Genomic DNA, 13,489 nt, shown 5'->3' on the forward strand with positions numbered 1-13,489 from the left:
CGAGTTTATCCCGAATGGAGAGACATCCAAGTCAATAGGGAGAAGTTTATCACAGAGGTAGTTAATAAGACGAAAAATTTTATTAATGAGCTATCTCAAATAAACTCTCTCCTAAGTAAGAGCCAAAGAATAGTTCAGTTACAATTACTGCTCGACAAAAATAAGACGGTAGATATAAAGAGAGTATTGTGACATTATTCAAAATCAATCCTTATTCATCCCTTTATGATATGAATTACAATAGGTAATTAAAAAAATGCTGTCTAGGGACTAAAACATATTCCCATTGAAGTCGCTAATTCTTTAGCGGCTTTTTATTTTTATTCGGTACAAGTTGATTTTCCACATCTTCGATCTAAATGCAGTTTACTATTATTTTGTTAAGCTGCTAGAGTGCAGTGAAAAGTGGACAGAGATATATGCACGACCGCCGTCTACTTGCAGGATGACTACTGGAATAAATGTCTAGGGATAAAAGCATAAGCAGCAATTAACCAGCTGATGACGGGGTAGCTCACATATTAGCCTTTGAATTAACTGCCAAAACTGTTGTATCTGTGATTTGTAGCTCTTTAAAGTTCGGATTAACAGGTTAATCCGTGGTAGTTTATTAAGGTTTTAACATATTAAAGCCGAATAGCAAAAGAACTAATCATATATTAGATTAGTCCTTTTGTTATTTAATTAAGCCAATTCTTCTTTAAATTGAAGTCCAAATTTGTACATACCAAATATTGCAAGCGCAATGATTAGTAGGACAAACCCAGTGGGGATTGAAAAGGCTTTACCTCCACCCAGTGCTATACCGATGTTATCCATTGATTCTCACCTCCTCTCCAGAAGTGGAACCTAAATCAGACACTATAGACTTCCACCCTTGATAGACTGAAGGTAGGGATAAAAACTCTGTTAGTTTGCGGCTAAATCCACCACTAATGAAGATTAGAATTACAAATCTATAAATGAAAGGTTGATCAGCTAGCTTTGATATATGAAAATGTTCTTCAAGTATATTTAGGATATCTCCAACTCCTGGAATGCTATAAATGTCTCCATACTGTTGTTTTATTACCAACCAATACTCTTTTAATAAAGCAATTAATTCATAGCAATCCTTGTAGTCCTGAACATTCGACGTCTTAATAGCGTTCATCCAAGCATTCTCTTTAATCCAGCGGTTAACATGTTGAAGTAGTAATTCTTCATGGGGTTCATCTGATAGTGTACTCTTACTTTGAATGAATTCACGAAATACTCCTTGAGTAATCGTTCCATTCAGTAACTCCCTAAATAATTTCCCTGTTTTAAACAGTGCATCTGCAGTTTCTTGAAATTCTACGTTTTCCCTAGCTAAGAACTGTTTAGAAGGTCTTCCAACTTTCCTAGGTAGCTTACCTACATTCTCCGAAAGAATCATGTCCATAAATTCGCTTTGATCGTAAGTATACTCTGATCTATCCTCGAACCACTGTATCAACTTTGTTTGATACTCTAATAATCTTATTCGTAGCTTCTCCAGATCAACCGGGTATCCTCGCCAGAACAAAACATAGATGTAATCCTGCTGACGTCTAATATTCTTGTTTTCATTCAGTTCGTTTATTAAACATATAGCATCTATGGATCGCTCATCAAACAGTTTCACCACACCGGTACGGCTCGCATTTCCTTCACTTGTTTTGTTGCCTATAAGTAGTCCATATCCAACGTAGCGTTCAATCTTTTTATCATTAAGTTCAATGCCGCGTGATTTAGCTTGGGCTTTTAGTTCCTTCTTCAACAATAGTCTCACCTCGTTTCCTCATAATAGTCTGTCTAATTAATAAAAACAAAGGATTTGAATGGGGAAATAAGAGCATAGATGATACACAACTTATATTCTTCTGAAAGATAAGTCATGTTAAGATAAAAGAAATCGTTAATGGAGATAATCCGATGGGAGGGGTAAATTGTAGAGAAGAGATTTTGAGGGATACTATAGCAATTGTTTCAGCTAAAGGGATTCTCCTCTTTACACCTAAGGAAGTGATAGATTATATGAAGAGGGCGAACACACTTTTCGCTGAATCCACCATTAGAACCCACATTACTTCTAGGTGCTGCTCTAACACTGCACATCATCACAAATCTTCTTATGAAAACTATGAGCAGGTACAACCAGGTCACTACAAAATACTCAATCTGTAATATATATCTGCTTGTTAGGATGTAAGAGGCGATAGGGGAGGGATAGGTAACTGAATATAATCCTTCAGCATAAAACAAAGAATCGGGAATCCTAAACCTCGTAGGTGGGGGATAGGCGATAATCAATCGATTAAAATTCATACTATACTGAAATCTATAGTGAATTTATTTAACTACAGTTAGGGATATGAAGCATACGAAAGAGGAACATTAGAGAAACAATAACCAAATAAAAAAAGGGAAGGGAGCTATTGGATGAAAGAAGATAATAGGCTTAATATAATGGTTTACACACTAAATAGTGGTGTTAAGGGTAAGGTTGAGCTTTCTAAAGAGCAATCTGAAGAGTGGATTACGTGTTATAACAACGAGACTCGATTTATAACCTCCGTTGGTAAAGATATTTTCGGATTAAATGCAACTCTGGTAGCTGATTTTAAACTCGAACAATCCGAACAGCAAATTGAACTTGATACCCTTAACAGTTCCCAAACTAAAGAGGATATTACAGAAACAGAATTGAATCATGATAAAAGTAACTTACTTGAAACGGATATTTCATTACCCATACCTAGGGTTACATTCAAAATTGCTTGCAAATGTTCTGCTACATACTGCGCACCATATAAAAAAACTACTACATTCTCAAAATGTAAATATTGCGGTGAACGAGTCTTTGTAGATTACTCTGCTGGAATTATTGACACTCACTTTGGTAAAGGTTTATTCATGACAAATAAGAAGTACGTTAATAGAGAATGCCCGCTTCCCGAGGGCTATGATGAGCTAGTTGACACATACGTACCTAGAGACCAATTGCTTGCGAAAACGCTTCGAGATACACAAGAACATATCAGGGGTCGAGACTATTGAGAAGAACAGGATGGGCATGATCAGACTTGAACCGTTCAAACCGCAGCGACTTTCCACAATTCATCGCTTGGATTAATTCGCCCAGGTTTATGATTTAATTGGGGAGGGAGGACCTCCTAGCCATTACATATGAAGTGGCGCCGGGAAAGTTCCAAGTTGCTGTAGTTGAAACAATAATATTAAAGCAGGTATTTCACATTCTAAATATGCTTATAACAATGTATATGTTGAATGTCATGTTACGTAGATATAAAGGAGATTAATTATTTTAATAGTGAATTTTAAATTGATAATTTTGAATAAGTAAAATATAATTAAAGATTGTTTCATGTTAAAAATTACCTAGAGGGGAGGTAGAAAGTGAATCTAAGTAAATAAACACTAAATTGGGTTCTTATGCAAAGTTTGCAAATGGTCTTAGTCAATCAGTATGTAAGCCTGGCGGAAGGCGATGTACCATTAAATTTATTGAAATGAAAGGAAAGGAAGGACTGGGGCGCGTTTATCTCATCTGCCTTCTACCAAAAATGGTCAACGGAAGTCAGATGTCTGCCCAACCAACCACTTCTCCCAAGAATCTTTTGATCGTCCAAGCAACAATATAAGACTTCGCCATAACCATTTGGATAAAGAAGTAGAGCAGGTTATTCTAAAAATAAATAGTTGGAAAATGGCGTACTTTTAGGTGTGTTACCTTTATATGACGTCATGTTTTCTCTTCTGGCCCTGATTAGGTATATAACTAGCCATTATCAATAAGGGATTGCTACTTGCAGCTATCTTTTTGATTTTACTGTTTGCTAGAAGTGGATTGCTCATTTATAAGTTAGAAGTTTACATATATCAGAGTTTAATGAAAAATCAACTGGAGGTTTCAGCGTGAAAAAGAAATTGAGATTAGCATTACTGCTTTCTATTGTTACCATTCTATTATCTGTACTTTGCATTCCTACTCAAGTTTCCGCAAGCCAAAAAGCGATCCAAACGATTAAATTAAAACCTGGCGAAGCGAAGAAACTCAATATTCCCTCCCATTATACCAATAACACCAACGAAACGATGTATCTAAAACCCCAAGTTTATTTGTCCGGTTGGGGTCACGCTGGAGGAAACATGGTTTCGGTCACAAGCTCGCCAGCAATACTAAAATTGCTTCCGGGCGAAGGTGGCGCGTTTTCGTATACCGTCAAATTCGCCCCAAAGGTGAAACCTGGGAAATACCTGCTAGAACTCTCGGTATATGAAATCGGTGGTTATGTATGGAACGATTTTATCATCGAATTTATCGTTGAATCTGAAGAACCTAGTATTCTAAAAATCTTTAATGATGATCCTCACAATCAAAAGCTTTATGTTTACCAGAGTAGCCAAGGGACATACGGCTATGTTGATAAAAACAGAAAAATCATCATTCCGGCTAAATTTCAGACAGCCAAACCATTTAACGCTAAAGGGGCAGCCCCAGTCAGCATCAATGGAAAGTATGGATTTATCAATAAAAAAGGAGCCTACTTAATTAAGCCGCAGTTTGACGAAATTGATGATACTGGTTTTCATGAAGGATTGGTTGGAGTAAGAATCGGAAAAAACTGGGGTTTCATCAATGAAAAAGGAAAAGTTGTTGTGAAGCCTAAGTATGCTCGTATCTTTTTTTATTCGGAAGGGTTAGCTCCTGTAACTCTACACAACGGAAAAGTCGGCTTCATCGACAAAAAAGGTAAAATGGTCATCCCCGCGATTTACAGTAGTGTAACGAGCTTCAGTAATGGACAAGCTATCGTTTATAAGAATGGAAAGGCCTATTACATCAACAAAAAAGGAAAAGTGATCAAGGAGGCTAAAGACATTCTGAAGTGGGAATATGATGAATAAAAACTAGTATGAACAATGAAGTCCATCTCATTTGAGATGGACTTCATGTTTTACAGAACAAAAAGTTTTTCTTATTATTTAATAGCCGAGATCTTTTATGTGCCCGCATCTCAGTTCGATGATGCCCCAACACTGACTTCACTGGAATATAGATACTCTACCACCACTTTAACTGTAACCTTACCCTTATTGAGCTAATGCTTACATACTAAATCATGATACTCAAACAGAAGTTAAACAAGAGAGAAGAAAAGTAACCTCTATGAAACGTTTACTAATTTTACTCAATGCGAATCTTATCCCCAATCCCTGGAATGCTTGCTTCCATATTGTTGAAGGACAAATAGGCCATCTTGGAGTGGCCATAAGGTAAATAGATGATATCTGTCAGAAGAGCGAGACCAGGGATTCTTTTGTTGAAGTCCCTCTATAAAAAGGATGGGTTAAATTCGATGCTCCTGAGTCGCCTTAGCCACTCGTTTGTATGGTTTGAGTTTCAGATGAGGACAGACCAAACCGAATTTCTTCATCAATCCACGACTTCGTTTGAGATTATACATGATACTGATTTAGATGAAACGTGAAGCTTCCGGCGATGAGAGGTTTTCTTCGCCAATTTGAAGACATCTTCATCGCGCTGAGCCTTCTTTAAGAGTCCCCTCTGCTGCTTGAAGATAACGATTTAGCCGGATCATCCGTTTTAGACCTTGGCTTATAGCTTGTTGCATGAATTCAAAATCTTGATTTGCATAATACTGTGATCACAAATTCTATCTACAACCTTGAAATATATGGTATTATTGTACTGGGAATTAGAAGGGGTGTAGGTCTAATGGAGTATATTATTTTTCTGCTGATTATTGCTTAAGTTTTTGTGTTGTCTATATTACTTCTCATCTAGTCGAGAAAACAAAAGATCGTTGTATTTGATAAGGAGGACTACGAACTAAGAGATATTACATTAGCTGATATTGATAGAATGGAAAACGGCTCCGGTTTTGAGTTGTACTTATACAGATTATTAATCGAACTAGGCTATTCTGGTGTCTATAAGACTATAGGTAGTCGTGACTTTGGAGTTGATATCGTTTTTACTGATCCAGTTGGAGTTGAAAATGTCATTCAAGCCAAAGATATTCGGTAGAAATCCGGTAGGCATTATTGCTGTTCAAGAAGTTTTCTCTTGTATGAGATACTATAAGGCTAAAAAAGCGGTTGTCATCGCAACAACCAGATTCACAGATTCATGCGAAACGCTGGCTGGTGTAAATTACGTAAAATTAATTGATCTTACGGACAAGTCTAGCATTATAGAGGCTCTCTGATGATACCTTTGCAACTCATAATATAATTGAAGCGGAACCCAGAAGGATACTTGATGGCTATGAGAAATGGCGAGAAAAGTCTGAGGTTGTACCGTCAAAGTATATCCACTCTCCTAATAATTCGATTTCATTGATTTTAAGCCATTAGTGATGAAGTGCCGATATAATTATTATACGGAATCTAAAGCAAGTAAACTATTAGAATAGTGGGGTAGGTAAATGAAACGAATTACAAGTGAGAACTATTAGAATGCAGATGAACCTTTTAATTTTTTCGGTTACAGAGATCCTCTGACAGGTGAATATCAAAAAATTACGGAGACATCTCTAATAGAGTCGATTGATAACACTATCAATGGATCAAGCATTTAAAGCTTTTGAGGCAACGATTTCCCATATTCATGAAAAGATATGCGGATCAAATTACACTGGAACCACTCGTTTGCAGCTCTCGTCTATGATAGACAGGATGTCAAAGAGAAATATGATTGATCAAGAAAAGCAGTCTAGATATCACAAGCTAAGAAATATTAGAAATATGAACGCTCACCCATCTTTTCAAACGTAACTTGGATTGCCTCCTTATGATGTTTTGAAGAATATATGTTCAGAGATAGATTTCTTGATTCATGCTTTACATAATCAGGACAAGTGAAAATTAAATTTTTGAATAATCGTTTATAGGAAATTGGATGCGAACGCGTCCCAAACATACTAGTAAAATTCGTAAATAAGGGATGCAGAGAGGATAAACGAATATGAAATCAAGCGAACGCAGCAAGAAAGACATGCAAAATCAAGGGAATACCCGGAAAAAGGGACGTGGGTGGGGTATATATATGCTCGCTGCAACCTTTGCCCTAACTGTCATCGTGCCGGCTTATCCAGTGGATCACGCATCGGCGGCATCGGCTACGATGGTCTCCCAAGGAGGATTCACACAGGATCAACTCGACGGATTGGCTTATCTGAATGAGATTCGGGCGAAGGTAGGCGTAGGCCCCTTGGAGCTTGATGCGAGATTGTCTCAGGCGTCTCAAGCACACGCGACATATTACAATACAACTCAGTTCAAAGGAAGAACGGCCCATGAGGAGGGACCGGGTACCCCAGGGTTTACGGGAGTGACAGCAGGAGACCGGGGAAAGGCAGCTGGATGGCCAAATAAATCGATAGCTGAAGTCATGTCTTTTAATATGGCAACAACACGTCAAGCGGTCGATGCCTGGCTAAGCACCGCTTATCATCGCCAGATTATATTGGATGAGCAGTACACATCGGTCGGCATTGGATTACAGAATGGTACTGCTGTCATGAACCCAGCCTTCATGAAGTTACAGAAGGATAGTACGGAAGCGAGAGTATATCCGTATGACGGAATGAAAGAAGCGGACGTTGGTTTCTACGGATTCGAGAGGCCGAATCCTCTTGTCCGCTTCGGTGTTGAACACTCGGGTGGCATCATCTCCGCTTCAGCAGGCTTCGCCATCGATTCGTTTGAAGCCAGCATTTTGGATTCTCAAGGACAAGATGTTCCGTACTACAGTGAACTGCATGGCAATACGGTGTTCTTGTATCCCAAGGATGTGCTGGACGGCTACAGCGTCTATACGGTGAAGTTTGATTATACGCTGTATAAGGAGTCGCAGCGACGAAGCAAAACTTGGTCGTTCACGACAGGGAAAGGAAACACGATGAAGGGTTTATCTGCTCAATACGACGAATTGGTGTTGAATTCAGGAAGTAAGATGCCGATGCAGATCGTGGCCTCTTACGACGACGGGACATTCGCAACTCCAAAAACGGCGATCGCATACTCCAGCAGTTCCCCTGCGGGTCTGAAAGTTTCGCCGGATGGCATGCTCGAAGCAGTTAAGCCTGGCAGTTACAAGGTAACGCTCAGCTCCGGTGAGGTGAAGGGAACAGTACCGGTACGAGTATTCGAGCGCCTCAAGAGCAAGAGCTACCCATCAACTGATCCGGCCAAGGTCAATGATATCGCAGGACGTGCCGACCAAGCAGCGATAGAGTGGGCGCTTCGTTCAGGCATCGCTGGAGCGGACGCAAAAGGAAAATTCCGGCCAGAAGATTCCGTGAGTGAAGCTCAGTTCCTTATCATGCTGCTACGCACCTACAAAATTGATGACGAATCGTATGCTTCCAAGAAAAAGAAGCACTGGGCGGAAGGCGCATACAACGTGGCCAAGGCCCGCAATCTGCTACTGTTCAGCTCAGGTCCGGGCAAAAGCGAATTCCGGGATAAGCCAATTAACCGTTATCGCGCAGCTGGCCTGATCGCGTCGATGGACGGTGTGAATTTCGATTTTACCTATGCAGTGAACTACGTGCTGGCTCATAATTACATGCGCGGAACTGAAGGCAATCAGAGTAAGATGTTTGGTTCCAACGATATCGTTACTCGAGCACAGGCAGCAGTGATTTTGATGCAATTGCAGTCCAACATGAAGCAATTGGTTGGAGCACCGAAATCAGGCACTTCCGAGAAAAAACTACCTGAACAGCTGTTTCCGGAAGTGTATATTAAACCGGCACTTGGTAGCAAAACATTGATTGTTGAATTCGGCACAGACGGCAGGTTGTTGGTGGAAGGGAAATTCATAGATCAGGCGAGCAAGCAATTGGAGATTCAGATCGATCAGCATCAGGATAGCGTTCAAAGTGGAAAGATGCTGGAGAAAATTCCAGTGCAGATTGATTCATCAGGTCACTTCTCCATTTCGTCCACGGGTACGTATAGCGATGCTACACTAAATGTGTATCTAAGGACGCAAGGAGTGGTTTATGCCATCGGGGTCAAAAGAGGCACAATGAACGCGTCGGATTTTTCGAAATAATGACCGAACAAAATGTTCACAACTTAAGAACGATAGGCGAAGAAGCGTCCGAGCAGGTGAGGACGCTTCAACGTGTCGTGTCGCAGGACAAGAATATTGCTCCATTCAAAGTCGCTATTGTAGCGGCTTTTTTATTTTATCGGTACAAGTTAGTGTCCCGAGCCAAGGACAAGAACTTGTACCGATTGCCGGAATGGAAAAGAACATAGTCCGATTACCGATTAGGTGTACATCTAAGTGTAGAAGAGAGTCTCTTTTGAGCGATTAACTGATAACAGTATGATTAAGAGACTAGCTTCAACGCTAAGAGGTATCCACCGGAACTGTAATCGTATTTGAATTAGATAAATTAAGTTCGTTATCAAGCACTTTAGCTAAGAAAAGGAAGCTGAATGTGATTTTGGAGCAAGGGAGGAGAATATTCAAATATCGTACTTAGTGCTGATCTGTGCTTGTTAATTAATTTGCAATTTTAAGTTTATGTGTATGTACTTCATATAATTAAGAAATATATGTGCTATTATAATAGCGGCAAACATGAATTTGACGCACTTTTATTTTAAATTGATTTTAATGTATGAAGTAGACTCATTATAGGTGAACTCCCGAACATTCTATATGGCTCTGATTGATTTCGAACTTGCCTCAAAAAATCCGGCTGCCGAATGAAAAAGTCTAAAACTGAAAAAAATAAGAAACCGATCTACCTGGAGGTAGAGGATCTATCCGAAAGCCTTAAATATATAGAGAGACGATATAAAAACAGGAACATTGCGATATTTTACTCATGGCCTACTGTGGTCTCCGAGTTGGGGAAGCTCATAGGTTGAATTTAAAAGATTTGAAAAAAACTAGAGGAACGATTGAAGTGTTTGGGAAAGGTCGAAAGTGGAATGAGATACCTGTACCAGACGTATTACTGAACTAACAATCCGTCCTCATATAAAAACTAAAATTCATTCAACTTCCTAAGAAAACCCTCCGTTTTTTAGCACTTTACATTCAACTGGAACGAATAGGATTAGTATGGTCCTGTATTTTAATACTTTATTTGGAACAATCTATATGTGTTCACAAAACCAATACAACAAAAAGATCTTGGGGGATAGCCACCATCTTAAATCCAAATGGACATATGATGGTGGAAAGTACTTCCGCGCTCCTTCGAAGAAAGATTATTACCATCTGGAGCCTCCTCAAGATCTGGTCAAACTATTGCATGCTGAGGGCGTGCATCAGAGCGGAATTACCGGACACGACATAAAAGTGGTTATGGCTGATAGCGGGTTTTATATACATCCGTTTTTCGAAAAACATACTTTCCGTTCAACTCGGGTCGTGCTCGGACCTGGTGTAACTGATCCTGAGCATGATGAAAGCGGACATGCTACTAGCGAGTCAGTCAACATTTTCTCGTTGGCACCGAACGTTGATTCCACTATGGTGAAGATGAACTTCTTCAATAGCGCCGGCGCATTCAATGCTGCTGTAGCGATGAATCCTGACATTATCACCTGTAGTTGGGCAAGTGATATCAGAGGCAGTGTTTTATCCAGCATTGACAAGATGCTTGAAGCTGCTGTAGCTAATGCGGTGAGACATGATATTACAGTGTTGTTTTCTGCAGGCAATGGTCACTTATCTTTCCCTGACACGCATCCGGACGTGATTTCAGTAGGCGGCGTATTTGTACGGGAAGACGGTACCATGCAAGCAACACCTTATGCTAGGGGATTTCAGAGCAGGGTATATCCAAACCGTCAAAGCCCGGATATCTGTGGATTAGTTGGTTTGCCTCCACGAACAGCATATATTATGCTTCCAGTTGAACCAGGAGACGAAATTAATAATGAATTTTCCGGAGATATACATCCTCGCGGCGACGAAACTTCTCCAAGCGATGGGTGGGCGGCATTCAGTGGAACCTCGGCAGCAGCGCCTCAAATCGTAGGCAGTTGTGCACTTATAAAGCAAGTAAATCGTATAACTTAAACCAACTTCAAATACGAGATATATTGCAGCGAACAGCTCGAGACGTAACAGAGGGCCGATCCGCTCAAAATCCGGCTGTGCCGGGTCCCGACCTTGCCACTGGATCTGGTCTAGTCAGTGCATCCCGCGCGATCGATGAAGCAAAACGTATGGTCTAGCAAGCCGCAGACTGTCATAGTTCGTAAATACCGCATAAAGGAGAATCAACTAATGGCTGTCCCTCAATTACCAAATGAAATTATCCTAATGATGGCTAGTCGCGACATGCGAATGCACCACTATATTTGGCATACAGTGCGAAACAATTGGCTTCGCCTGTCTAGCTCGACACAGCAGAGTTTAAGAAACTTGGGGTGGGAACCACCTCGACCCGCTCTGGATCAAAACAGGGATCCTATTTTAAACAATGCTTCAGGTGAAGATTTTTTGTTTATGCATCGGCAGATGATCGTATCCGTTAACAGGGAACTTGAAAGAATCGGCCAGCCCGATTACCTTAAAGTTGAAGGGTGGACAGATGTCCCTGGGCCTAGTGATCAGGATTATCCGGTTCCTCCGTCTTGGAATTCTGATTTGAATCAAGTAAAATCAGATTCCTATTTTTTGACGGTTCTAATGCCGTTAGAAAATCAAATTAAAGATCCGGAACAATTAAGAAATATGAGTTTGGGCGAAATGGGAGCTCGAATCGAGTTTACTATTCATAACGATCTTCATATGCGGTTTGCATCGAATCCCGGTCAACAAAGACCTGCTGTGACTGCTGGGAATCCAGAAGCTATTGACCCCAGATGGGATAATCCTCAGTATGACTATTTAGGAGATACTTATTCCAGTCATGTAAATCCAATATTTTGGAAGCTCCATGGTTGGGTAGACAACAGAATTGAAGATTGGAAAAACGCAAATGAGGTTTTAGATATAGAATGGATCGGAACATGGGAAGGACCCGCTCATCATCATCTTTCAGAGGCACAGGATAATCTTAACCGGGTAGTAAGTGTGTTGGGAGAGAATGATCTGCTTCCGGAATTTCCGGCAAAACCAATCAACCTGTAAGCACCTCTCGTTAAAAATAGGCACGATATATAACTGAGTTGCCAAATAGATCAGTTTTTCTGAACTACCGAACCAGATAAGACGTAATGAAGTGAAGTCTGTCACTATTGAGTAAGCGCTAGAACTTAAAAAGAAACTGTTTAAGGCAAAAATCTGATCCGCATCCCTTCAAGTAGACAGTACAAATAATAAAGAGCTAGCCGCCTTAGTCTTGAATTCCAATAGACTGAGGCCGGTTAGTCTTACCTGTAACCGCTCGCGCTTAAATCTACCAAGGGCCAGGGGTTGCGATAGTATACTTAAAACCACGACGATCCAAGCAGATGGTAGATTGGAGCCTGTTGTGGATTGGGAATGAGGCAAATCCCCGAATTACAATTAGGGCTCATTGATGATATTTCGATTGTAGAAGCTTAAAAACTCGCCAGTCAAGATTTTTTGAAACGGTAGATCAAGGTTGAGGGTCCGGAAAAAAATTTGGCTTATCGTAATGAATTCATCTTTTTCAAATAATGATTAACGTTTTTTTAACTTGACACGTGTGTCGTGGGACAAGAACTTGTACCGATTGCCGATTAGGCGTATATCTAATCGGTTTTTTACCCATAAATTCATTAATAGTTACGGAGAAGCGTAACACAAACTAAAAAGGAAGTGGTGGCCCAACATCGACATGCACAAATCAAGGCTATCCAAAGCGAGGTGTTGGCAGGGTTGTCTGGTTTTGTTGTGATTACAGGTTGTAATCTACGGGGTAGAGTATGGATTAAACGGTTATTTTTGAATAAATAGTAAAGTAACTTAGTGGAATCATAAAAATGAAGAAAATAGTTACATATGTATGAGGATTCAAATGAAACTAACAGGAAACTATAGCTTAACGAAACTAAGAAGGCAGCCGATCAAAGTAATCGGCTGCTTTTGGTCAATTTAACTTTAATTAGTCTGTCACTTCAGCTAGAAAGCGTTACGATGTGTTATACGGAGTTTAACTTTGAGGTTCATTCAGTGATAGAAAAGAGAAAGGACGAGGGGCATTATACAAAGAGAGAAGGGAATGCAGCTTGCAACGCCGACTCAGAATATATATGAAGAGTAAAGGGACTTGTTTGTGTAATTATGCAAAGAAGATGAGGTATTTGTACTTCAGAAAGATCCAAAACTTGTCTTAGTAGAACTATATTTTATAAGGAGACACGTAAGATGGATTTGAAACTTAGGGAAAAGGCTCTGTTATTTTACTTGATTGAGGCTAGATACAATGATTTGGAGTTAAGAGAGGAGCAAGTATAAATGGATGGATTGAGAAAAAGGGTTCACCTTTAG

At 40.0% G+C, this 13,489-nt stretch carries 12 protein-coding genes; 10 read left to right on the forward strand and 2 right to left on the reverse strand.

From position 1 onward, the window contains the following. Positions 1-684: 684 nt before the first annotated feature. Positions 685-819, reverse strand: coding sequence for a hypothetical protein (locus tag V6668_RS31055; protein ID WP_338709021.1), 135 nt, complete (start codon positions 817-819; stop codon positions 685-687). Then, a complete protein-coding gene (locus V6668_RS31060) occupies positions 812-1,780 on the reverse strand; it encodes a hypothetical protein (RefSeq protein WP_338709022.1) in 969 nt (322 codons plus the stop codon). Before V6668_RS31060 ends, V6668_RS31055 begins: the two co-directional genes overlap by 8 nt. A gap of 155 nt (positions 1,781-1,935) precedes the next feature. Between V6668_RS31060 and V6668_RS32280 the strand changes: the two genes are divergently transcribed. The 10 genes from V6668_RS32280 (at position 1,936) to V6668_RS31100 (ending at position 12,163) form a co-directional block, all read left to right on the forward strand. Further along, a complete protein-coding gene (locus V6668_RS32280; RefSeq protein WP_100529026.1) occupies positions 1,936-2,187 on the forward strand; it encodes a DUF7669 domain-containing protein in 252 nt (83 codons plus the stop codon). A 255-nt stretch (positions 2,188-2,442) separates the two neighbouring features. Beyond that, on the forward strand, positions 2,443-3,060 hold the full coding sequence (locus V6668_RS31065; RefSeq protein ID WP_100529025.1) for a hypothetical protein: 618 nt from the start codon (positions 2,443-2,445) through the stop codon (positions 3,058-3,060). Between the two features lie 879 nt (positions 3,061-3,939). After that, positions 3,940-4,932, forward strand: a complete 993-nt coding sequence (locus V6668_RS31070; protein WP_091037221.1) for a WG repeat-containing protein — start codon at positions 3,940-3,942, stop codon at positions 4,930-4,932. Positions 4,933-5,911: 979 nt separating this feature from the next. Then, the gene (locus V6668_RS31075) at positions 5,912-6,076 is read left to right on the forward strand and encodes a restriction endonuclease (RefSeq protein ID WP_279303104.1); all 165 of its coding nucleotides are present in this window, start codon (positions 5,912-5,914) and stop codon (positions 6,074-6,076) included. Further along, positions 6,048-6,257, forward strand: coding sequence for a restriction endonuclease (locus V6668_RS31080; RefSeq protein WP_422395297.1), 210 nt, complete (start codon positions 6,048-6,050; stop codon positions 6,255-6,257). The genes V6668_RS31075 and V6668_RS31080 overlap by 29 nt, the downstream gene beginning before the upstream one ends. A gap of 355 nt (positions 6,258-6,612) precedes the next feature. After that, on the forward strand, positions 6,613-6,825 hold the full coding sequence (locus V6668_RS32285; protein ID WP_133120474.1) for a DUF4145 domain-containing protein: 213 nt from the start codon (positions 6,613-6,615) through the stop codon (positions 6,823-6,825). Between the two features lie 190 nt (positions 6,826-7,015). Continuing rightward, positions 7,016-9,112: a CAP domain-containing protein gene (locus V6668_RS31085; RefSeq protein ID WP_338709024.1), complete on the forward strand. Its 2,097-nt coding sequence runs from the start codon at positions 7,016-7,018 to the stop codon at positions 9,110-9,112. Beyond that, positions 9,112-9,321: a hypothetical protein gene (locus V6668_RS31090; RefSeq protein ID WP_338709025.1), complete on the forward strand. Its 210-nt coding sequence runs from the start codon at positions 9,112-9,114 to the stop codon at positions 9,319-9,321. Before V6668_RS31085 ends, V6668_RS31090 begins: the two co-directional genes overlap by 1 nt. 817 nt (positions 9,322-10,138) lie before the next feature. Continuing rightward, positions 10,139-11,104 (forward strand): S8 family serine peptidase, encoded by a 966-nt coding sequence (locus tag V6668_RS31095; RefSeq protein WP_338709026.1) that lies wholly within the window; start codon positions 10,139-10,141, stop codon positions 11,102-11,104. A gap of 210 nt (positions 11,105-11,314) precedes the next feature. Continuing rightward, a complete protein-coding gene (locus V6668_RS31100; protein ID WP_338709027.1) occupies positions 11,315-12,163 on the forward strand; it encodes a Tat pathway signal protein in 849 nt (282 codons plus the stop codon). Positions 12,164-13,489 lie beyond the last annotated feature (1,326 nt).

It is taken from the genome of Paenibacillus amylolyticus, assembly GCF_036894225.1.
Taxonomy (GTDB): domain Bacteria; phylum Bacillota; class Bacilli; order Paenibacillales; family Paenibacillaceae; genus Paenibacillus; species Paenibacillus amylolyticus.